The organism is Rugamonas sp. DEMB1, from assembly GCF_029834475.1.
GTDB lineage: Bacteria > Pseudomonadota > Gammaproteobacteria > Burkholderiales > Burkholderiaceae_D > Rugamonas > Rugamonas rubra.
In genome coordinates this window covers 6,103,430-6,122,876 of the sequence record NZ_CP122407.1, presented here as the reverse complement: position 1 = coordinate 6,122,876, position 19,447 = coordinate 6,103,430, and the positions used below count along the sequence as shown (strand labels likewise).

Here is a 19,447-nt window from a genome sequence, read left to right as displayed (position 1 = left end):
GCCGGCAGCTGTCAACTTTGACAGGTGGCGCCAGGCCGGCGGCGGCTTGCATCTTGCATGTCGATACTTCATGGAGGGGGGATGCATTTGCACAAGACCAACAACGCCACCTGGCAGGAGCTCAGCATGCAGGCGCTGCTGTCGGCCGGCAGCGAGACCGAGCTGTTCGCCGTGCTGTCGAAGACCGCCGAGGAGCTCGGCTTCCAGTACTGCGCCTACGGCATGCGCATGCCGCTGCCGCTGACCAACCCGAAGACCGTTCTGCTCAACAATTATTCGCGCGCCTGGCAGGAGCGCTACGCCAGCCAGAATTATCTGGCGATCGACCCGACCGTGTCGCACGGCATGAGTTCGGTGCTGCCGCTGGTCTGGTCGGACGACCTGTTCACCTCGTCGCGCCAGTTCTGGGAGGACGCCCGCGCCCACGGCCTGCGCGTCGGCTGGGCCCAATCCTCCTTCGACGCCAAGGGCGTGGCCGGCATGCTGACCCTGGCGCGCTCGGACGACGACCTGTCGGCCGCCGAGATCAGCGCCAACTCGCTGCGCATGTCCTGGCTGGCCCAGGCCGCCCACGAGAGCCTGGCGCGGCTGATCGCCAAGCGCTCCAACGAGCAGCCGGTAGTGCTGACGGCGCGCGAGGTCGACGTGCTGCGCTGGACCGCCGACGGCAAGACCTCGGGCGACGTCGGGCAGATCATGAACATCTCCGAGCGCACGGTGAACTTCCACGTCAACAACGCCGTCGAGAAGCTGGGCGCGGCCAACAAGACGGCGGCGGTGATCAAGGCGGCGCTGCTGCGCTTGCTGTGACGGCGGCCCGGGCCGGCTACTTCGCCGCCGGGTGCCGCGTCCTCATCGCCGCGAGGATGGCGTGGATGGCGTTCGCGTCCTTCATCCAGGCGGCGTATTCCCGCCGGTCCAGGCCGAGGAAATCACGCAGCGTGAGGTTCTGGCCGGCAATGCCGTCGTGCCACTGCGCGACATAATCGTCGATTTGTTCGGGCAATGCCGTGCCGAGCAGGCAGCGCTCCATGAACGTGGCTGTGTTAGACATTGATCTTCCTCCCCCTGACCCCATCCTTGATTTGCTCACCTGAAACGGCATCGAACGCCCCAAGGTGGTGGCCCCGCCGATTGAAGCCTTCGACTTCGCCGTGCAAGCAATCCCAAGTGTAATACCGGCGGCGGTCCGGACTCGCCCAGATCTGCTGGCCGCCTTGAACTTTTACCTTATCACAGGTATCGAGAAAGGATGGAGTTGGTTGCGGAATCGGGACCATACAGATCGCACCGGAAGCAGCCAAAGACTTGGCTATGTAGCGATGATGGTAGCGTGGATCAGATCGGCCGGGATGTGGGCCGGGACAAGGTTTGGTGCCGTAGCGGACACGGTCAGCCCGGCTGTCACGTCGGCTGCCCCGGCCTAGAGGCGCCGGCGACTAAAATATGTTTGTGGATTTCGCAAAAGTACTCGCCGTGCCATCCGTAGTGCGGATCATTGCAGATCGAGTACACCACGCCTTTCGGCAGTTCGTTCTTGCGTGTCTTGAAATCATGGGCCAGCGACGCGAGTACCGAACCAGGCTCCGGCCAGTCCGTTCTGATTGGCGGTTCAGATATTGCGTTTCCACGCTCCAGCTCGACATGGAGGATGTGTTGTAGTTCCTGGCATAGGCATCCAGCAGGCGCCGTAAAGTGTTTCTTTCCCATGAATTCCCCAAATGCCGTTGGTGTGTAGACTCGCGTTTCCAAGTATCAGCGCAACCCTGCCGGCTCAACTGTCGCCAGACTAGTATTCTGCTGTAGGAAACCGGTCTTCAGTTTGACCAAACGCGGGTTGCATGAGGCGTTCATGCGCCCATGCGTTCGCCTCCTTCTCCTCGACCGAGTGGGCGCCATCGCGGCCTGGATCGTCCAGAAACACGGCGGTCTTTTGCTTGCTGTGCAGTAGGATGTGCGCCGCCTCGTGGAAGAAGCTAAACCAGAATTGCTCAGTGGTCTTGCCTAGCGACAGTTGAATCATCGGCCGGTGCGCGTTGAGCCAACGGGCAACGGCGGACACGCGGCTATGCGGCAGCGCGGCCACCACAACCAAGGTGACTCCCGCAGCGTTCAACAGGCTCCGCAGGCGCGGGCCAGCCTGCTCCGGTACCTGCCTCGTCAGCGTTGAAATCTGCCCGAGTGCCCGCCGAAAGGACGCCTCGTTGTAGCGGGAGGTATTCATCCGCTCGGCTGCCCGTTCGCCAAGACGCAACCATGCCGAGATGGCGGCCACGTCGTCCTGGTCCTCATGGCTGCGCCGAAATGCCGATTGCATACTCGCATACTGTCCGTCCCATTGGGCCGGACTGGCCACGCCGAAAAAGGCCAACAACTCGCCGACCATCTCGGGCTTGCTCTTGCCGTCCGGGCGACGCATGGCGAGCACGCCCACCTCCATCAATTCCTTGAGCGGGAACTGCTCTAGCCAGGGAGTCGCCGCCGCGTTGTGCTCGGCGGCGGCCAGCAAGGCCGCGCGTTCCCGGTACTGCGCCTCGCGGGTCAGCCAGAAGCCGATGGATGCGCCCAACACGTTCCGCAGACGGATGGCGGCGTCTTCCGTCAGCGACACCTTTCCCTTGATGAGCTGGTTGACGTGCTTGAGCGAAAATCCAAGACGGTCCGCCAACTGCTGCTGGGTCCAATCGCGTTCTTCGAGCAGGTCGAGTATCGTGTCGCCCGGCGGCGACACCCAGTCCGGGACGAGCGGTGCGTTGCCGGTGTCATTGCTCGCATTACTCATGGTAGTCCCCGATGTATTCGATGCGGATGATGGTTACTCGCGACCAGTCGACTGAGCGATCCGCTCGGTACGGCAGCGGGTCGTTGGCGGCTGAAAAGACCAGCCGGAAACCTCCGCTCAGATCGACCGCGTATTGCCCGTCACGACGACCAAGCAAGGCGTGTGGTCGGCCGGCGACCAGCTCCATCACATTGCTGGCGGCAGTGAGATCTGCCAGCCGACTGTGCAGCTTGCGCGCGCAGGCGTCCCCGAGTTTTCTCGTGGCGGCGGCACGCCGTTCGCAAATTTCGCGCAGCTGTTTGTTGGCGAATTCGATATCCAGGAGTGCCTCCCGATAGCAGGAAGTCTATTCTTGTTTACCTATTTGGTAAATAAAATTTTCTGTGTTGGGATCGGTTTGCGCTGCTTGCGCATCAGCCATTCTGGCCGCTTGTTGCGATGGCAGCCTTGACTTCAAACACGCGGCGGCTGTCGACAAGGGCAGCGCAGAAAGCGAAAAGCCCAGTCCGTGGACTGGGCTTTTCGCGGGTATTGCTGGTGCCGACTGCCGGTTTCGAACTGGCCACCTGATGATTACAAATCCATCTGGCCAGATCACATTACCTAACTACATCTAACAAAATCAAGCACTTATCGATCACACTCTAACTTTAGAACTCTGCTGTCTAACTATAGCGTTGACACTTTGTTGACGGCAACGAATCAACAAGAACGAACCATCAACATCGAATTACTTGAGACCTATCTGCGTAGAAATAGTTTGCGCTAACTTTTTAAAATCCTTCCGCGCATCTTGCACAGCTACTGAATGGCTACCAATAGCTCCATCGGCAGATGTCAAGTTAAAGATTGGCTTGCGATGCTCCTGTGCCATTGGAATCAAGCTTCGGTAGTGCTTGATCGTTGCTAGGCAATACGGATCATCTTCCGTCTTGACTTTCTTAGTCATTTTCTTTTCAAGTACAGATTCACGGTATACCTCAGGGATTTTTTGGACCCATTTATCGTAAGCTTTAACAGGTCGATCCAAGCGTACACTATGCTGTTGGCACAAATACCCGACCGGTTTCATATTTCCCTGCGGCAACTTGAAAGTACTGTAGGTAGAAACTTCAGCACTATCCTTCCAATTATTTAGTCTCTTTACCCACAAATTTTTCCAACTGCGTAATGTCGGTCCAAGATTCTTCAAACCTTGTAGCGAAAATAAATCAGCCCCCAATGGGATAACGACAAAATCAGTAGCAATCAATACTGAACGGTTAATTGCTCCTAAGTTTGGACCAATATCAACCAAGATAATGTCAGCTTGAACCTTATCAGCAGCCCGTTGCATAACCTGCCAAAAAGAACTCAGAATTCGCATTGGGCGATAGAGATTATTATCTCCCATACTATTTGGCCACTCAGCAGAAAGAGCATCCTCGTAACCAGATAAATTGACATCTCCGGGCAGTAGATAGAGATCAGTTGATATAGTCTGGAGCAGTGGTTCAGCAATATCACCCACCCCGGTCAATGGCTTTACACATTGGAATATAGTTGAGCCGACACTTTGGTTTTCCCAAAGTGCCTCAATCTGATCTTCATCAAGAAACGCCGCCGTTAAATTGGCCTGTGGGTCTGCATCGACGATGACTACTCGTTTTCGCAAACTCGCATACATCCAAGCCAAGTGATAGATAAGCGAAGTTTTCCCTACGCCGCCTTTGTTGTTAAAAAAGGTAAGTATAGGTGTAGTCAAGACTTTCCCCTCAAAATGCAGACCACTGCGCTCTGACTCGTTTCAAACTCCACAGGTGGATTCCCATTTGCTTCCATTGTCTTCCGTGCGGTAGCGATTCCTCTGCCAAAAGCCTGAATAAAACCAAATGTCTTAAGCACGTCCGCGATGTTGGGATTTCGATAATCGGTAACTCCCGGTTTCCCGAAATTTTCACTCGTAACGTTACCATAGGGTCCACCGGGACTATTTATCTCGATCCGGTCATTGAACCAATAAACGCGAATTGGTGCATTTGTGCTCTCATACGTCCTGTGCAAAACTGCGTTATATATAATCTGCTGCAGGGCAGCTTGTGGATAGGGGCTTTCTATTTTATGCGTTGCCGATGACACTATGTCCACCGCATTTCGATTGTGTGCCTTAAGCTTCTCTTCAATTCGCCGCAGCATCTCTACTATGCCTCCACGAATCTCCTCTTCATCGATCACTGAATCCGCTAACTCGTTGCCATCTATACGCAGAAACTGAATATAAGCGCCTTGTATAAAATCTTGAGGCTGTTTTCCAACTGCTAGCAAGCCTGTCACAGTTGGGGTTGTGTCTTCAGGTGAAACAATTATTCGACAAGATGCCAATCGTTCTTCGTAGCTCCTACCATTCGCTTCCAAAACATCTTGAGCAAACGCTTGAGGCAAATATTCATTCTCAAAAATAGAGCGCGCGAGGTCGCCGACGGTAGCGGATGGGACCGGATAAATATCAAAAGGCAGATTTTTATAGCGTCTCTTCTCGTTCAGAATTCTCTCTTCTTGAGCGTTTGCAAGTGCTCGCCGTGGCCCAGTGCGAATCCAAATTCTGCCCTCAAATTTCACAGGTGGCATGTCTGATGGCATTACTGTCACAACAGCTATTGGAGCACCCTTAAGAATGCGCTTCTCCACGGTAAGTACTGGCAATGGGAGAATATTTCCGTCGGTTTTCATGTCTGCGAGTGACAGGAGCAAATTATCTGTTACGTCAACATTGCTTGGCTCACCTTTATCGTTTGCGCCAATAAAAAGTACACCCGCCTTATTGTGCCCTGGCAAATCGTTAGCAAAGGCGCACACTGCTTGACGCGCCTTCTTCGGAACATCGCCCTTGAACGTCTCCTTGCGTTCGGCACGATCCGACTCAGTGTCGTTTAATAATTCCAACAGTTCCTGATCAGTAAGTCGTTGCATAGTAGTTACCTTGGGTCTTTATCTGATGGCAAAGATAGGCCACATCGAAGCGCTTCAATAGCCCATTCTGGACAAGGCCGAGCGCGTTTGGCGTTCGAGTCGCATGTCCATGATTTGATGGCATCAACGCTAAGTGGGCGCTTCGTTTGGAGCTGGATAAGCGCAGCAGCAGCCAGATATGAACCGGCTAAAGCACACAATTCCTTCATTCGGGTCCGGTTGTCCATCGTCTTGGGTGTTTGGTGTACTTGTACACCAGATGATACCCGTGTTCGTGGTCGATGCAAAGATCACACTACAAAAGGACGTATTTGAGCATGCCGGCTTCAGAAAGGCTAATATTTCCGAGTGGCACTATTTTTCCTAAGAAAATGCCATCTAATTTCAGATGTCTCGACCGGATGACATCGTCGCTGGCCGGGACGACCGGCCAAAACGCTCCTGCATGCCGCCGTGACGCAAAAGGGTTTCGCTTCGCTCCAGCCCTCGCGGGCCTCAAATCGCCCTTTTTGTGGTTTGCACACGCCCAGTCGGTATTCAGACCTAGCGGCTGCTGGACTGTTGGTTCGCGTCAACTATCTTGGCCGGTCGGCCAAGATAGTTGACGCGAACCACTTCATGATGAATGGCGGGAACATCCTGACGCTGCAAAAAGTGCTGGGCCATTCCAGCCTGCAAACCACTATGATCTACGCCCACCTCAGCCCCGGACATCTTCAAGAAGTTCGCGTCCTGAATCCTCTGCACACTGCAATTTTGAACCATAAGGATACAAGGTTATGAATGCCCTTCGGGTCTACCTAGATGACGAACGCATAGCACCGCCTGGCTAGACGCAAGTGCGTTGGCCAGAGGAGGCTATTGCCTTACTTGAACTTGGTTCTGTATGCGAAATCAGCTTGGACCACGACCTTGGAGACGACGAACGCGGCACTGGCTACGATGTGATCTTGTGGATCGAGGAGGCAGTCATTCTCCGGGGATTTCAAGCCCCTAAGATCAGGGTGCACTCGGCGAATGCTTCAGCGAGAGAAAAAATGTTAAGCGGCATCGGTTCGATTGAACGTTACCAGCGAGCTACTAGGTAGGACAAGCAACGCTAACGACAACCGATTACAGTGGTTGACACTTGGTTGACACTTGGTTGACACTCGACCAAAACAAAAGGGCTTACATCTCTGTAAGCCCTTGATATTACTGGTGCCGACTGCCGGTTTCGAACTGGCCACCTGATGATTACAAATCAACTGCTCTACCAAATGAGCTAAGTCGGCGAAACTTGTACGGGGCGAATTATACGCTATTTAATTCGCGTGAGGGTGGGCCGGCCGCCCTTTTTGGGCGGCTCGTCGTCGCCCCCGGGGCCGCTGGCAGCCTCGCTTCTGGCCTCGTTCTGGCTGCTCGGCACGGCCGCCAGCGCGGGCGCCGGGGCGCTCTGCTGGGGCGGATCGGCCTGCTCGCCGGACTCGTCGCCGGCCACCGGCGGCTCGAAGGCCATGCCTTGGCCGTTCTCGTTGGCGTAGATGGCCAGCACGTTGTTGACGGGCACGTAGATCTCGCGCGAGACGCCGCCGAAGCGGGCGTGGAAGCGGATGCTGTCGTTGTCCATCTTCAGGCCGGAGGTGGCGCCGAAGCTGATGTTGAGGACGATTTCGCCCTTTTTCACGTATTCCATGGGAACCGTGGTGCCGGCGTCGACCTTGACGGCCAGATAGGGGGTGTAGCCGCTATCGGTGCACCATTCGTAGATGGCGCGCAGCATGTAGGGCTTGGTTGAGATGTCGGGCATGATCGGTGGGGCTAGTGAGACAAACGCGGCGCGCCGCCAAGGCGGGCGCGCCGATACTTCGAGTGAGGCGGTGCTGCGCCGTGCGGCCGCGCGCGGCGCGGCCGGCATCGCTTAACGGCGCATGACCTTTTCCGACGGCGTCAGCGCTTCGATGTAGGCCGGACGCGAGAAGATGCGTTCGGCGTACTTCATCAGCGGCGCGGCCGTCTTCGACAGTTCGATGCCGTAGTGGTCCAGGCGCCACAGCAGCGGCGCCACGGCCACGTCGAGCATCGAGAACTCGTCGCCCAGCATGTACTTGTTCTTCAGGAACAGCGGCGCCAGCGTCGTCAGGCGGTCGCGGATCTCCGCGCGCGCCTTGTCGTGGCTCTTGTCGTTGCCCTTGGCGCGCTCGGACTCGAGCACGTGGACGTGGACGAACAACTCTTTTTCGAAGTTGAACAGCATCAGGCGGGCGCGCGCGCGCATCAGCGGGTCGGCCGGCATCAGCTGCGGATGCGGGAAGCGCTCGTCGATGTACTCGTTGATGATGTTCGATTCGTACAGGATCAGTTCACGTTCGACCAGGATGGGCACCTGGCCGTAGGGATTCATGGTCGAGATGTCTTCCGGCTTGTTGAACAAGTCGACGTCGCGCACTTCGAAGTCCATGCCTTTTTCAAACAGGACCAGGCGGCAGCGTTGAGAGAATGGGCAGGTTGTACCCGAATAGAGAACCATCATTTTTATAGTTCCTTAGAAACAAAGGGGGTGAAGCCGCGAACGGATCACCCCAGACCGCACCCGCCAACGCGGGCAACGCAAAACAGGCGCCGGACTGGCCGGCGCCCTCACTTATTTGACTTCTTTCCAGAACGAGGCGTTCAAACGCCACGCCAGCAGGGCGAACAGCGCCAAGAACAGCACCACCGCCACGCCGATGCGCTTGCGGGTCTGCTGGGCCGGCTCGGCCATCCACTCCATGTAGCCAACCAGGTCGGCCACGGCGTTATCATACTCGAGCTTGCTCAACTGGCCCGCTTTGACCTGCTGGAAGCCACCGAACTTGTGGATCTTCTTGCCCGCCTCGTGGGGATCGGCCACCTCGTCGAACTTGGCCGTCTGGATGCCCTGCAGTTCCCACAGCGCGTGCGGCATGGCCGCGTTCTCCAGCACCAGGTTGTTCCAGCCGGTCGGCCGCGCCGGGTCCGTGGTAGAAGGTGCGCAGGTAGGTGTACAGGTAGTCGCCGCCGGTGCCGGCGCCGGACGACTTGGCCCGCGAGATCACCGACAGGTCGGGCGGCACGGCGCCGAACCAAGCCTTGGCGTCCTTCGCGTTCATGCTGGTGGTCATCATTTCGCCGACCTTCTCGCCGGTGAACAGCAGGTTCTCCTTGATCTGCGCCTCGGTCAGGCCCAGGTTCCTTGAGGCGGTTGTAGCGCATCGAGGAGGCGTTGTGGCAGTTCAGGCAGTAGTTGACGAACAGCTTGGCGCCGTGCTGCAGGGCGGCCATGTTGTTCGAGCGGTCGGGCGCCTTGTCGAGCGGATGGCCGCCCTCGTTGGCCAATGCCAGGCCCGGCAGCAGTGCCAGGATGGCGAGCAATTTCTTAGCAAAATTCATGTGATGTCCTTTGTGTGCTTGAGCAGGTCGTCGATTAGTGCGGATGGAACGTCACGCGATCCGGCACCTTTTTGAACTTGCCCATCGTGCTCCACCATGGCATCAGCAGGAAGAAGCTAAAGTAGATCAGGGTGCACACCTGCGACACCATGGTCTTGGTCTCGGTCGGCGCCTGGGTGCCCAGGTAGCCGAGGATCAGGAACGACACGCCGAACACCAGGTACACATACTTGTGCCAGTGCGGACGGTAGCGGATCGACTTGACCGGCGAGTGGTCCAACCACGGCAGGAAGGCCAGGATCACCACCGAGCCGCCGAAGAAGACGACGCCCCAGAACTTGGCGTCGAGCACCTGCGGCAGCATGCCGACGATGGCCACCAGGGCGACGGCGGCGAAGGCCGTCTTGACCATGCTCGACAGGCGCGACTTGAGCCAGACGAACACCACGTAGGCGGCGACGGCGGCCATCAGCACGTACATGAAGTCGGCGGTGGTGGCGCGCAGCACCGAGTAGAACGGCGTGAAGTACCAGGTCGGCGCGATGTGCAGCGGGGTCTTGAGCGAGTCGCCCGGCAGGAAGTTGTTGTACTCGAGGAAGTAGCCGCCCATTTCCGGCGCGAAGAACACCACCGCGCTGAAGATCAGCAGGAACACCGAGACGCCGAACAGGTCGTGCACCGTGTAGTAGGGGTGCGACGGGATGGAGTCGAGCGGATGGCCGTCGGCGCCCAGGTTTTCCTTCACCTCGATGCCGTCCGGGTTGCCCGAGCCGACTTCGTGCAGCGCGATCAAGTGCGCCGCCACCAGGCCCAGCAGGACCAGCGGGATGGCGATCACGTGGAAGGCGAAGAAGCGGTTCAGCGTGGCGTCGGACACCACGTAGTCGCCACGGATCCACAGCGACAGGTCGGGGCCGATGAAGGGGATGGCGCCGAACAAGTTGACGATCACCTGGGCGCCCCAGTACGACATCTGGCCCCACGGCAGCAGGTAGCCGAAGAAGGCCTCGGCCATCAGGCAGAGGAAGATGGCGAAGCCGAACAGCCAGATCAGCTCGCGCGGCTTGCGGTAGGAACCGTACAGCAGGGCGCGCGTCATGTGCAGATAGATGATGATGAAGAAGGCCGAGGCGCCCGTCGAGTGCATGTAGCGCACCAGCCAGCCGGCCGGCACTTCGCGCATGATGTATTCGACCGAGGCGAAGGCCAGGTTGGCGTCCGGCTTGTAGTGCATGGTCAGGAAGATGCCGGTGACGATCTGCAGCACCAGCACCAGCATGGCCAGCGAGCCGAAGATGTACCAGAAGTTGAAGTTTTTCGGGGCGTAGTACTTGCCCCATTGGTCGTTCCACAGCTTGGTCAGCGGGAAGCGGTCATCGACCCAGCCCAGCGCCTTTTGTGCCGCCGGCGCGTCGGCCGGGAATTTGGTTTCTTTGAAAGCCGCCATGATTATGCCTCGCCATTCTGGTCACGACCGATGACCAGCTTGGTCTCGCCGGCGTACATATGGCGTGGCACTTGCAGGTTGTCCGGTGCGGGTTTGTTCTTGAAGACGCGGCCGGCCATGTCGAAGGTCGAACCGTGGCAGGGGCAGAGGAAGCCGCCGGCCCAGTCGTCCGGCAGCGAGGGCTGCGGGCCGGGGGTGAATTTCGACGACGGCGAGCAACCCAGGTGGGTGCAGATGCCGACCGCCACCAGGATTTCCGGTTTGATCGAGCGGTGTTCGTTGCGGGCGTATTCCGGCGTGAACTCCTCCGGGTTGCGCTTGGAGTCCGCGTCGGCGACCTTGCCGTCGGTCTGTTTCAGCGACGCCACCATCTCCGGCGTGCGCTTGAGGATCCAGACCGGCTTGCCGCGCCATTCCACCGTCATCATCTCGCCCGGCTTCAGGTTGGAGATGTCCACTTCCACCGGCGCGCCGGCGGCTTTGGCCCGCTCGGACGGCTGGAAAGTACTTACCAAGGTTCCTGCTGTGGTCAAACCGACCACACCACCCGCCGCGCACGTGGCGACGAGCAGCCCGCGTCGGCCAGAATCGACCTGCTTTTCGTTACTCATACAAACCCCAATCAGTCAAAATGCACAAAATGCAAAACCGTTAAGAAGTGTTAACCGGACTCCTAGCAACCTTAAATTATAGGTGAAGCGTGGTGCGATTTAAAGAAAAAACGTTGCAATGGCCATAATTGGTGCGATTTCCAGGCCTTTTTGCCCTTGAAATTTGACGACTTCGGCCCTACTGACGGACGCCAACTGCGAAATTTGATATAAGTCAAATTTATAGCCTAAATTCGGGACGGAAACGCAAGCGGCTCGGGTGTTTGGATTCTAATTGAAAAAATAGTATGATCCACACGCAAGTTTGTTACAAATGACCACAGGTCGCAGGAGTGTATGGATGGCAATGATGCAGGAATTTAAAGAATTCGCCATGAAGGGCAACGTGGTCGACCTGGCCGTCGGCGTGATCATCGGCGGCGCCTTCGGCAAGATCGTCGATTCGCTGGTGCAGGACATCATCATGCCGCCGATCGGCAAGCTGTTCGGCGGCCTCGACTTCGCCAACTACTACCTGCCGCTGAACGGCCAGGACGCGGCGCTGAGCCTGGTCGAGGCGAAGAAGCTGGGCGCGGTGTTGGCATACGGAAACTTCGCCACCATCCTGCTCAACTTCGTCATCCTCGCCTTCATCATCTTCCAAATGGTCCGCTTGATGAACAAGGCGCGCAAGGTCGAGGCGCCGGCCGCCGCCGCGCCGGCCCCGGCCACGCCGGAGGACATCGTGCTGCTGCGCGAGATCCGCGACTCCCTGAAAAAATAAGCCCGGCCCGGGCGCTCTGTTAGCAAGGCTATGCGACGACTCTGGTTATTGTTTGCGCAAACGGTGACCGTCGCCCTGGCGCTGTATTTCGTCTACACGGCGCTGGCGCCCCGCCGCGACGCTGGCAACGTGCCGGCCAGCCAGCTGCGCCAGCTCGGCGGCCAGAACGGCGCCCAGCCGGGCGAGGCCGTCGGCGGGCCGGCGCCGGCCTCCTACCGCGCCGCCGCCGCGCGCGCCATGCCGGCCGTGGTCAACATCCTGACCAGCAAGGCGCCCAAGCGCGGCAAGCATCCGCTGCTGCCCGACCCCTTCTTCAAGAAATTCTTCGGCGAGCGCGGCGACGACGGCGACGACGACGAGTCCAGCCTCGGCTCGGGCGTGATCGTCAGCCCGCAGGGCTATATATTGACCAACAACCACGTGGTCGAGGCCGCCGACGAGATCGAGGTGGTGCTGGCCGACGGCCGCAAGGCCGCCGCCAGCATCGTCGGCACCGACCCGGAAACCGACCTGGCCGTGATCAAGATCGGCCTGGCCAAGCTGCCGGTGATCGCCCTGGGCCAGGCCGAGCAGGCCCAGGTGGGCGACGTCGTGCTGGCCATCGGCAACCCCTTCGGCGTCGGCCAGACGGTGACGATGGGCATCATCTCCGCCCTCAAGCGCAACAACCTGCACATCAACCACTTCGAGAACTTCATCCAGACCGACGCGGCGATCAACTTCGGCAACTCCGGCGGCGCCCTGATCGACAGCAACGGCAACCTGCTCGGCATCAACTCGGCGATCTACTCGCAGAGCGGCGGCTCGGTCGGCATCGGCTTCGCCATCCCCGTCTCGACCGCCAAGTCGGTGATGGAGGCGATCATCCAGTCGGGCCACGTGGTGCGCGGCTGGATCGGCGTCGAGACGCAGGAGATCACCCCCGAGCTGGCCGACAGCTTCGGCCTGAGCCGGCAGAGCGGCGCCATCATCGCCGGCGTGGTGCGCAACGGCCCGGCCGACCGGGGCGGCATGCGGCCCGGCGACATCCTGCTGACGGTCGAGGGCAAGCCGGTGGCCGACACCAACGAGATGCTCAACCTGATCGCCCAGCTGACGCCGGGCGGAAAAGCTAAAATGACGGTGCTGCGCAAGAGCCGCGAGACCACCCTCGACATCACCGTCGGCAAGCGGCCCGCCGCCACCAAGTAGGCGCCGCGCCGCCGGCCACGCCCCGCCGCGCCCCGACCCGACCATTCCTCCCATCCGGACCACCCCATGCACCTGCGCGACCTGACCCAATTCCTCAAAGAACTGTCCGAAAACAACAACCGTCCCTGGTTCATCATGAACAAGCCGCGCTACGACATCCTGCGCGAGGAGTTCCTCGAGGTGGTGACACAGTTGATCGTCGAGCTGGGCAAGTTCGATCCGGCCGTCAAGTTCTGCAACCCGAAGAAGGCGATGTTCCGCATCAACCGCGACGTCCGCTTCGCCAACGACAAGAGCCCGTACAAGACGCGCTTCTCGGCCGCCATCGCGCCCAACGACATGCGCCGCCCCAGCAAGGCCGGCGGGCCGACCTACTATATGCAGATCGACGGCGCCGGCCACCTGCTGTTCGGCGCCGGCGAGTACATGCCGCCGCCGCCGCGCCTGCGCGCGCTGCGCCAGCACATGGTCGACGACGCCGCCGGCTTCGCCAAGGTGCTGAAGAACAAGCGCCTGCGCGCCACCTTCGGCGACATCCAGAACGAGGGCAAGCTGATGCGTCCGCCCAAGGGCTTCGCCGCCGACGCCGAGCACATCGAGTACATCAAGCTGAAGAGTTTCTTCGTCTGGACCGAGGTCGACTTGAAGTTGAACCAGCCGGAGCTGTTGGTGGGCCAGATCGCCAGCGGCATGCAGGACGCCTTCGCGCTGGTCAGCTGGATGCGCGAGACCAAGGACGAGCCGGTCGAGGAGTAGGCGCGGGGCGCCGGAAGGGAAGGCGCCAGCGGCTATAAAACCACCCAGATGCGCTAAGCCAGGGTCAGACCCTAGGGTCTGACCCTCGATTTTGCCCAGCGGCGATCCCGGAGTCGCTGCCGGCGACGGACTATTTCGCCGCGCCGGCCGCCATCTCGTCGCGCGGGTCGCGCGCCAGCAGGCGCGCCACCATGGCCTGCGGCAGGTCGCCGTCGAACAGCACGCCGGCCACCGCGTTGGTGATCGGCATGTCGACGCCCAGCTTGCGCGCCAGTTCGCGCACCGCCTTGGCGCAGGGCACGCCCTCGGCCACATGGCCCAGCTCGCCGACGATGGTCGCCAACGGCTTGCCCTGGGCCAGGCCGAGGCCGACGCGGCGGTTGCGCGACAGGTCGCCGGTGCAGGTTAGAATCAGGTCGCCCATGCCGGTCAGGCCCATGAAGGTCTCGACCTGGCCGCCCAGGGTGCTGCCCAGGCGGGTGATCTCGGCCAGGCCGCGGGTGATCAGCGCGGCGCGCGCGTTCAGGCCCAGGCCCAGGCCGTCGGCCACGCCGGTGGCGATGGCCAGCACGTTCTTCACCGCGCCGCCCACCTCGACGCCGACCAGGTCGGTGCTGGCGTAGACGCGGATGTTGCCGCCGTGCACGGCCGCGACGACGTCCTCGCGCAGCGCCGCCGAGTCCGAGGCGATGGTCAGCGCGCAGGGCAGGCCGCGCGCCACCTCCTGGGCGAACGAGGGGCCGGACAGGGCGCCGCCGGGCACCGCGCCGCCCAGCACCTGCTGGACGATCTGGTGCGGCAGCAGGCCGGTGTCGTATTCGAAACCCTTGCACAGCCAGACGATGTTGGGGATGGCGCGGCCCTTGAGCTGCTCGAGCAGCGGGCGCAGGCCGGCCACCGGGCAGGCGGCGACCAGCAGCGCGCCGGGGCCGCTGGCGTGGGCCAGCGCGGCGGCGAAGTCGGCGCCGACGGCCAGCGCAGGCGGGAAGGGGCAGCCGGGCAGGTAGGCCAGGTTGTCGCGCGCCGCCGCCATCTCGGCCATGACGGCGCCGTTGCGGCCCCACAGCAGGACGTCGTGGCGCTGCGCCAGGGCGATGGCCACGGCGCTGCCCCAGGCGCCGGCGCCGAGCACGGTGATACGGCGGCGGGCGCCGCCTTGCTTCGAGGGGGAGTCAGACATGGTGGTGGTGTGGCGGTGATGGGCGATGGCAACATTGTTGCATATCGCGGGGGCGCTGACAGCCCCAGACCTCGGTATTTTTCACGTAGCCGGCCAGGCCGTCGCGGTGGCGCACCTTGATCCAGGCGGCGCCGTTGGCCGGCTCGGCCAGTTCCAGCAGCACGCCCTTGTCGACGGTGAACACGGCCAGGGCGGCCTCGTCGGCCGTGGCGCGCACCTTCACGCCGGCGCTGCGCACCACCAGGTTGCGTTTGTTGGACAGCCTCGGCCTCGGTCCAGGCCAGTTCGCCGCTGAAGTCGCGCACCTTGACCCATTCGCCGTAGGTCAGCACGACCTCCAGCGGGGCGCCGCGCGGCACCACGAACAGCTTGCCGCCCTTGGTCGAGGGGGCGTCGTACAGGACGGCCGGGGCGGCGCCCACCGTCTTGTAGTCGAACGCCTGGCTACCCGCCGCTGCCAGCAAGAGGGTGATGCCTGCGATCAAACGGGGAAATGTCATGGCCTGCCTTGCTCAAGTGAATAAAGCCCGAAGACCGGGGACGGCCTTCGGGCGCGACAGCGCGCCGAGCGGCGCGGCGTGTCGGTACTGCATGCGTACTGCTTGCGGCTTAGTGGGTCGCTGCGCCGTCCGCCGGTGCGGCGGCCTTGGCGGCGTCGGCCACGGCTTGCATGCGTTGCTGGTAGAACACTTCGAAGTTGATCTCGGCCAGGTGCACTGGTGGGAAACCGGCGCGGGTGATCACGTCGGCGATGTTGGCACGCAGGTAAGGGTAGACGATGTTCGGGCAACCGATGCCCAGCAGCGGATCGAGTTGCTCGGCAGGAATGTTGCGCGCCTCGAAGATGCCGCCTTGCTTGCCTTCGACCAGGAAGGCGACCTTGTCCTTGATTTTCGCGGTGACGGTGATGGTCACGGTCGACTCGAAGATGCCTTCGGCCAGGGGCTCGGCGCCCACGTCCAGTGCCACTTCGATGGTCGGGGCTTCTTGCTCCAGGAAAATAGCTGGGGAATTCGGTTGTTCCAGCGACATGTCTTTCAGGTAGACGCGTTGGATTTGGAAGACTGGTTGCAGGTTTTCGTCGGACATGGAACGCTTTCGTTATATTGGAAACAGGCGGCGGGGCCGCTCAGGTTGGGGGCTTGCGATGGGCTTTTCGACGGCTCAAATCAAACGCGAGGGCAATTGTATCAAAACCAATATAAATTCAAACTATTTCTACCCTCGCGTCGCTATTTGGTGCCGTTTATCCTTTTAACAAGGGGTCGAGGCCGCCGGCTTGATCGAGCGCATACAAATCGTCGAAACCGCCGACGTGGGTGTCGCCGATGTAGATCTGCGGCACGGTGCGGCGGCCGGTTTTTTCCATCATCAGCACGCGCTGTTCCGGATCGAGGTCGACGCGGATCTTTTCGATCGCGGTCACGCCCTTGGCTTCGAGCAGGCGCTCGGCGCGGACGCAATAGGGGCAAACGGCGGTGCTGTACAGTGTGACGTGGGCGCTCATGGGGTTTTCCTTTGGCTTATTTGGCGATCGGCAGGCCGGCGCTCTTCCAGGCGCTAACGCCGCCCTCGAGGTTGAGCACCTCGGCGAAGCCGGCTTGTTGCAGCTGGTTGGCGGCCTTGGCGGCGCGCGCGCCGCTCTGGCAGACCACGATCACGCTCTTGCTCTTGAACTTGTCGAGCTCGCCCATGCGGGTGGCCAGCTCGGCCAGCGGGATGTTCTTGGCGTCGGGCAGGTGGCCGTCGGCGAACTCCTTGGCCTCGCGCACGTCGACGATGGCCGCCTTGCCGCGGTTGATCAGCTGCGTCACCTCGAGCGCCGAGGCGCGTTTGCCGCGCTGGGTCAGCAGCGGCCAGAGCAGGGCGCCGCCCGACAACAACACGATGGCGAGGATAAAAATATTGTCAATGAAGAATTTCACAGGGATCCAATGGTTTAAGTCAATGCGCGCATTATAAAATAGAAGCTGGCAGAGTTCTGCAATCGCATTCGTTTGACCGATGTTTGTCCACTAGTTTCCTTAAATCACCTTTTGAAGATTGCCTTATGTATAAAATCGTATTCATGCGCCATGGCGAGTCCACCTGGAACCTGTCGAACCGCTTCACCGGCTGGACCGACGTCGACCTGACCGAGAAGGGCGTGGCCGAGGCCAGCGCCGCCGGCCGCGTGCTCAAGGAGGCCGGCTTCACTTTCGACCTGGCCTACACCTCGGTGCTCAAGCGCGCCATCCGCACGCTCTGGCTGTCGCTCGACGCGATGGATATGATGTACCTGCCGATCAAGCACGACTGGCGCCTCAACGAGCGCCACTACGGCGCCCTGCAGGGCCTGGACAAGGGCGAGACGGCGGCCAAGTACGGCGACGAGCAGGTGCTGGTGTGGCGCCGCAGCTACGACGCGCCGCCGCCGCCGCTGGCCGGGGACGACCCGCGCACCTCCTTCAACGACCCGCGCTACGCCGGCCTGCCGAAGGCGGCGATTCCGCTGACCGAATGCCTGAAGGACACCGTGGCCCGCGTCATGCCGGCCTGGGACGAGGAGATCGCGCCGGCCATCCGCGCCGGCAAGCAGATCCTGATCTCGGCCCACGGCAACAGCCTGCGCGCGCTGATCAAGATGCTCGACGGCATCAGCGACGAGGCCATCGTCGGCCTCAACATCCCCAACGGCCAGCCGCTGGTCTACGAGCTCGACGCCGACCTCAAGCCGATCCGCAGCTACTACCTGGGCGACGCCGCCGCCATCGCCGCCGCCCAGGCCGCCGTGGCCAACCAAGGTAAGGCCAAGTAAGTTTTGCCCCTCCTCTCCTCCCGTATCGGCGGCCGCGCAGCGGCCGTTCTGCTGGGCCTGCTGCTGGCGCTCGCCGGCGGCGCCGCCCAGGCCGCGCCCAAGGCCACCGAACGCAGCAAGCAAAAGGCGGTCGCCGAGGCCGAGCGCGCCGGCCTGCAGCAGAAGCTCAGCGCCCTCAAGCGCGACATCAGCCAGACCGAGAGCGCCAAGGACAACGCCGCCGACACGCTGGCCGAGTCCGAGGGGGCGATCTCCAACGCCAACCGGGCGCTGCGCGACCTGGCCGTCGAGCAGGGCGAGACCAACGTCAAGCTGGGCCAGCTGGGCGCCGAGCAGGCGCGCCTGGCCGCCACCGTCGAACAACAAAAGAAACAGCTGGCCAAGCTGCTGCGCGAGCAATACGTCGCCGGCAACGAGGACCGCATCAAATTGCTGCTGTCGGGCGACAACCCGAACCGCATCAACCGCGACCTGCAGATGATGGCCTACGTCTCGCAGGCGCAGGCGCGCCTGCTCGAGTCGCTGCGCGCCAACCTGCGGGCGGTCGAGACCAACCAGGCCGAGGCGCAAAACGCCAAGGACGAGCTGGCCGAGATCGCCGCCGAGGAATTGCAGCGAAAGGCCCTGCTGGAGCAGGAGAAGGGCCGCCGCGCCACGCTGCTGGCCACCCTGTCGAAGCGCCTGGTGGCGCAGCGCAAGGAGGCCGGCAACGTCGAGCGCGACGAGCAACGCATGGCCGGCCTGGTCGACAAGCTGGCCAAGCTGATCGAGGAGCAGGCTGCCGCCGCCGCCGCCGAGAAGCGCCGCCTGGAACAGCTCGCCGCCGCCAAGGCCGCCAAGGCCAAGGCCGAGCAGGAGGCGCGCCTGCTGGCGCGCGCCAAGGCGGCCGAGGCCGAGCGCGAACGGCTCGCCCGCCTCAAATCCGACAAGGCCGACAAGGCCGAACGCAACAAGGCCGGCAGCATCAAGCCGGCGCCGCCGGCCAAGCTCGATACTATCGACGCCGACGAACCGAAGCTGGCGCACAAGCCGGAGGCGCGGCCCGACACCCGGCCCGACATCCGCCCCGAGCCCAAGCCGGAACCGAAGGAGGAGCCGGCGCGCGCGCCGGCCCGCGCCGCCGACGTGGCGCTGGCCCCGGCCGCGCCGGCCGGCGCCTTCGCCGGCCTGCGCGGCCAGCTGCGCGCGCCGGTGGCCGGCAAGCTGGCGGCCCGCTTCGGCGCCAAGCGCGGCGACGGGCCGAGCTGGAAGGGCGTGTTCATCCGCGCCGCCGAGGGCAGCGACATCCACGCCGTGGCCGGCGGCCGGGTGGTGTTCTCCGAGTGGCTGCGCGGCTTCGGCAACCTGATCATCGTCGACCACGGCGGCCAGTACATGAGCATCTACGGCAACAACCAGAGCCTGCTCAAGCGCGCCGGCGACGTGGTCAAGGGCGGCGAGGCCATCGCCAGCGCGGGAAACAGCGGCGGCAACGAGGAATCGGGTTTATACTTCGAGCTTCGCCACCAGGGCAGGGCGTTCGACCCGGCCACCTGGGTCAAGTTTTAGCAAGCACACCAAGCACAGCATAGCGGAGCGCGG

Annotated in this window: 23 protein-coding genes, 1 tRNA gene and 2 pseudogenes; 7 read left to right on the top strand and 19 right to left on the bottom strand. The window is 61.6% G+C overall.

What is annotated here, in order from left to right; all coding sequences use genetic code 11:
• Window positions 1-81 precede the first annotated feature (81 nt).
• Window positions 82-810, top strand: coding sequence for a LuxR family transcriptional regulator (locus QC826_RS28205; RefSeq protein WP_245774133.1), 729 nt, complete (start codon window positions 82-84; stop codon window positions 808-810).
• A 16-nt stretch (window positions 811-826) separates the two neighbouring features.
• On the opposite strand, the gene QC826_RS28200 is transcribed toward QC826_RS28205, so the two are convergent.
• The 7 genes from QC826_RS28200 to QC826_RS28175 all read right to left on the bottom strand — a co-directional run bounded on the left by QC826_RS28200 (window position 827) and on the right by QC826_RS28175 (window position 5,731).
• Complete coding sequence (locus tag QC826_RS28200; protein ID WP_279763375.1) at window positions 827-1,054, bottom strand: hypothetical protein; 228 nt, start codon at window positions 1,052-1,054, stop codon at window positions 827-829.
• Window positions 1,047-1,280, bottom strand: a complete 234-nt coding sequence (locus QC826_RS31840; protein ID WP_409567724.1) for a colicin E3/pyocin S6 family cytotoxin — start codon at window positions 1,278-1,280, stop codon at window positions 1,047-1,049. The genes QC826_RS28200 and QC826_RS31840 overlap by 8 nt, the downstream gene beginning before the upstream one ends.
• Before the next feature lie 124 nt (window positions 1,281-1,404).
• Window positions 1,405-1,710 (bottom strand): hypothetical protein, encoded by a 306-nt coding sequence (locus QC826_RS28195; RefSeq protein WP_279763374.1) that lies wholly within the window; start codon window positions 1,708-1,710, stop codon window positions 1,405-1,407.
• Window positions 1,711-1,789: 79 nt separating this feature from the next.
• Window positions 1,790-2,782 carry a helix-turn-helix domain-containing protein gene (locus QC826_RS28190; protein ID WP_279763373.1) on the bottom strand — a complete coding sequence of 331 codons (993 nt, stop codon included), beginning with the start codon at window positions 2,780-2,782 and terminating at the stop codon, window positions 1,790-1,792.
• Window positions 2,775-2,969 (bottom strand): hypothetical protein, encoded by a 195-nt coding sequence (locus QC826_RS28185; protein WP_279763372.1) that lies wholly within the window; start codon window positions 2,967-2,969, stop codon window positions 2,775-2,777. Before QC826_RS28185 ends, QC826_RS28190 begins: the two co-directional genes overlap by 8 nt.
• A gap of 543 nt (window positions 2,970-3,512) precedes the next feature.
• Window positions 3,513-4,526, bottom strand: a complete 1,014-nt coding sequence (locus tag QC826_RS28180) for a ParA family protein (RefSeq protein WP_279763371.1) — start codon at window positions 4,524-4,526, stop codon at window positions 3,513-3,515.
• Window positions 4,523-5,731, bottom strand: coding sequence for an ATP-binding protein (locus QC826_RS28175; protein WP_279763370.1), 1,209 nt, complete (start codon window positions 5,729-5,731; stop codon window positions 4,523-4,525). Before QC826_RS28175 ends, QC826_RS28180 begins: the two co-directional genes overlap by 4 nt.
• An 839-nt stretch (window positions 5,732-6,570) precedes the next feature.
• Here QC826_RS28175 and QC826_RS28170 point away from each other — a divergent pair.
• Window positions 6,571-6,819: a cyclic-phosphate processing receiver domain-containing protein gene (locus tag QC826_RS28170; RefSeq protein ID WP_279763368.1), complete on the top strand. Its 249-nt coding sequence runs from the start codon at window positions 6,571-6,573 to the stop codon at window positions 6,817-6,819.
• Window positions 6,820-6,929: 110 nt separating this feature from the next.
• Here QC826_RS28170 and QC826_RS28165 read toward each other — a convergent pair.
• From QC826_RS28165 to petA, 6 genes and pseudogenes are all read right to left on the bottom strand, one after another.
• Window positions 6,930-7,005: transfer RNA gene (locus QC826_RS28165), tRNA-Thr, on the bottom strand.
• 26 nt (window positions 7,006-7,031) lie between these two features.
• A complete protein-coding gene (locus tag QC826_RS28160; protein WP_279763367.1) occupies window positions 7,032-7,520 on the bottom strand; it encodes a ClpXP protease specificity-enhancing factor in 489 nt (162 codons plus the stop codon).
• Window positions 7,521-7,631: 111 nt separating this feature from the next.
• On the bottom strand, window positions 7,632-8,243 hold the full coding sequence (locus QC826_RS28155; RefSeq protein ID WP_017877976.1) for a glutathione S-transferase N-terminal domain-containing protein: 612 nt from the start codon (window positions 8,241-8,243) through the stop codon (window positions 7,632-7,634).
• Window positions 8,244-8,354: 111 nt separating this feature from the next.
• Window positions 8,355-9,121: pseudogene (locus QC826_RS28150) on the bottom strand (cytochrome c1).
• Window positions 9,122-9,155: 34 nt separating this feature from the next.
• Window positions 9,156-10,568: a cytochrome b gene (locus QC826_RS28145; RefSeq protein WP_279763366.1), complete on the bottom strand. Its 1,413-nt coding sequence runs from the start codon at window positions 10,566-10,568 to the stop codon at window positions 9,156-9,158.
• Between the two features lie 2 nt (window positions 10,569-10,570).
• On the bottom strand, window positions 10,571-11,179 hold the full coding sequence (petA, locus tag QC826_RS28140) for a ubiquinol-cytochrome c reductase iron-sulfur subunit (RefSeq protein ID WP_093385394.1): 609 nt from the start codon (window positions 11,177-11,179) through the stop codon (window positions 10,571-10,573).
• Window positions 11,180-11,519: 340 nt separating this feature from the next.
• Between petA and mscL the strand changes: the two genes are divergently transcribed.
• The 3 genes from mscL (at window position 11,520) to QC826_RS28125 (ending at window position 13,889) form a co-directional block, all read left to right on the top strand.
• On the top strand, window positions 11,520-11,942 hold the full coding sequence (gene mscL / locus QC826_RS28135) for a large conductance mechanosensitive channel protein MscL (protein ID WP_279763365.1): 423 nt from the start codon (window positions 11,520-11,522) through the stop codon (window positions 11,940-11,942).
• A 30-nt stretch (window positions 11,943-11,972) separates the two neighbouring features.
• Window positions 11,973-13,133, top strand: a complete 1,161-nt coding sequence (locus QC826_RS28130; RefSeq protein ID WP_279763364.1) for a trypsin-like peptidase domain-containing protein — start codon at window positions 11,973-11,975, stop codon at window positions 13,131-13,133.
• A 66-nt stretch (window positions 13,134-13,199) separates the two neighbouring features.
• On the top strand, window positions 13,200-13,889 hold the full coding sequence (locus QC826_RS28125) for a DUF2461 domain-containing protein (protein WP_279763363.1): 690 nt from the start codon (window positions 13,200-13,202) through the stop codon (window positions 13,887-13,889).
• A 130-nt stretch (window positions 13,890-14,019) separates the two neighbouring features.
• Here QC826_RS28125 and QC826_RS28120 read toward each other — a convergent pair whose 3' ends face one another.
• From QC826_RS28120 to QC826_RS28100, 6 genes and pseudogenes are all read right to left on the bottom strand, one after another.
• Complete coding sequence (locus QC826_RS28120) at window positions 14,020-15,069, bottom strand: NAD(P)H-dependent glycerol-3-phosphate dehydrogenase (protein ID WP_279763362.1); 1,050 nt, start codon at window positions 15,067-15,069, stop codon at window positions 14,020-14,022.
• Window positions 15,062-15,310: an SH3 domain-containing protein gene (locus QC826_RS31435; protein WP_313872819.1), complete on the bottom strand. Its 249-nt coding sequence runs from the start codon at window positions 15,308-15,310 to the stop codon at window positions 15,062-15,064. Before QC826_RS31435 ends, QC826_RS28120 begins: the two co-directional genes overlap by 8 nt.
• A 76-nt stretch (window positions 15,311-15,386) precedes the next feature.
• Window positions 15,387-15,569 (bottom strand): annotated as a pseudogene (locus QC826_RS31430) (hypothetical protein); the annotation flags it as partial.
• A 109-nt stretch (window positions 15,570-15,678) separates the two neighbouring features.
• Window positions 15,679-16,158: a protein-export chaperone SecB gene (gene secB, locus QC826_RS28110; RefSeq protein ID WP_279763361.1), complete on the bottom strand. Its 480-nt coding sequence runs from the start codon at window positions 16,156-16,158 to the stop codon at window positions 15,679-15,681.
• Window positions 16,159-16,315: 157 nt separating this feature from the next.
• Window positions 16,316-16,576, bottom strand: a complete 261-nt coding sequence (grxC, locus tag QC826_RS28105; RefSeq protein ID WP_093385376.1) for a glutaredoxin 3 — start codon at window positions 16,574-16,576, stop codon at window positions 16,316-16,318.
• Between the two features lie 16 nt (window positions 16,577-16,592).
• A complete protein-coding gene (locus QC826_RS28100) occupies window positions 16,593-16,994 on the bottom strand; it encodes a rhodanese-like domain-containing protein (RefSeq protein WP_093385373.1) in 402 nt (133 codons plus the stop codon).
• Window positions 16,995-17,119: 125 nt separating this feature from the next.
• Here QC826_RS28100 and gpmA point away from each other — a divergent pair, with 125 nt between their 5' ends.
• Both gpmA and QC826_RS28090 read left to right on the top strand, forming a co-directional pair.
• Window positions 17,120-17,866, top strand: a complete 747-nt coding sequence (gene gpmA / locus QC826_RS28095) for a 2,3-diphosphoglycerate-dependent phosphoglycerate mutase (RefSeq protein ID WP_279763359.1) — start codon at window positions 17,120-17,122, stop codon at window positions 17,864-17,866.
• A 48-nt stretch (window positions 17,867-17,914) separates the two neighbouring features.
• On the top strand, window positions 17,915-19,414 hold the full coding sequence (locus QC826_RS28090; protein ID WP_279766620.1) for a murein hydrolase activator EnvC family protein: 1,500 nt from the start codon (window positions 17,915-17,917) through the stop codon (window positions 19,412-19,414).
• Window positions 19,415-19,447 lie beyond the last annotated feature (33 nt).

Bases quoted from the DNA above. Each gene is read 5' to 3' on its own strand.
- QC826_RS28205 (WP_245774133.1), top strand. From the start codon at position 82: ATGCATTTGCACAAGACCAACAACGCCACCTGGCAGGAGCTCAGCATG.
- QC826_RS28200 (WP_279763375.1), bottom strand. From the start codon at position 1,054: ATGTCTAACACAGCCACGTTCATGGAGCGCTGCCTGCTCGGCACGGCA.
- QC826_RS31840 (WP_409567724.1), bottom strand. From the start codon at position 1,280: ATGGTCCCGATTCCGCAACCAACTCCATCCTTTCTCGATACCTGTGAT.
- QC826_RS28195 (WP_279763374.1), bottom strand. From the start codon at position 1,710: ATGGGAAAGAAACACTTTACGGCGCCTGCTGGATGCCTATGCCAGGAA.
- QC826_RS28190 (WP_279763373.1), bottom strand. From the start codon at position 2,782: ATGAGTAATGCGAGCAATGACACCGGCAACGCACCGCTCGTCCCGGAC.
- QC826_RS28185 (WP_279763372.1), bottom strand. From the start codon at position 2,969: ATGGAGCTGGTCGCCGGCCGACCACACGCCTTGCTTGGTCGTCGTGAC.
- QC826_RS28175 (WP_279763370.1), bottom strand. From the start codon at position 5,731: ATGCAACGACTTACTGATCAGGAACTGTTGGAATTATTAAACGACACT.
- QC826_RS28160 (WP_279763367.1), bottom strand. From the start codon at position 7,520: ATGCCCGACATCTCAACCAAGCCCTACATGCTGCGCGCCATCTACGAA.
- QC826_RS28155 (WP_017877976.1), bottom strand. From the start codon at position 8,243: ATGATGGTTCTCTATTCGGGTACAACCTGCCCATTCTCTCAACGCTGC.
- QC826_RS28145 (WP_279763366.1), bottom strand. From the start codon at position 10,568: ATGGCGGCTTTCAAAGAAACCAAATTCCCGGCCGACGCGCCGGCGGCA.
- petA (WP_093385394.1), bottom strand. From the start codon at position 11,179: ATGAGTAACGAAAAGCAGGTCGATTCTGGCCGACGCGGGCTGCTCGTC.
- mscL (WP_279763365.1), top strand. From the start codon at position 11,520: ATGGCAATGATGCAGGAATTTAAAGAATTCGCCATGAAGGGCAACGTG.
- QC826_RS28130 (WP_279763364.1), top strand. From the start codon at position 11,973: ATGCGACGACTCTGGTTATTGTTTGCGCAAACGGTGACCGTCGCCCTG.
- QC826_RS28125 (WP_279763363.1), top strand. From the start codon at position 13,200: ATGCACCTGCGCGACCTGACCCAATTCCTCAAAGAACTGTCCGAAAAC.
- QC826_RS28120 (WP_279763362.1), bottom strand. From the start codon at position 15,069: ATGTCTGACTCCCCCTCGAAGCAAGGCGGCGCCCGCCGCCGTATCACC.
- secB (WP_279763361.1), bottom strand. From the start codon at position 16,158: ATGTCCGACGAAAACCTGCAACCAGTCTTCCAAATCCAACGCGTCTAC.
- grxC (WP_093385376.1), bottom strand. From the start codon at position 16,576: ATGAGCGCCCACGTCACACTGTACAGCACCGCCGTTTGCCCCTATTGC.
- gpmA (WP_279763359.1), top strand. From the start codon at position 17,120: ATGTATAAAATCGTATTCATGCGCCATGGCGAGTCCACCTGGAACCTG.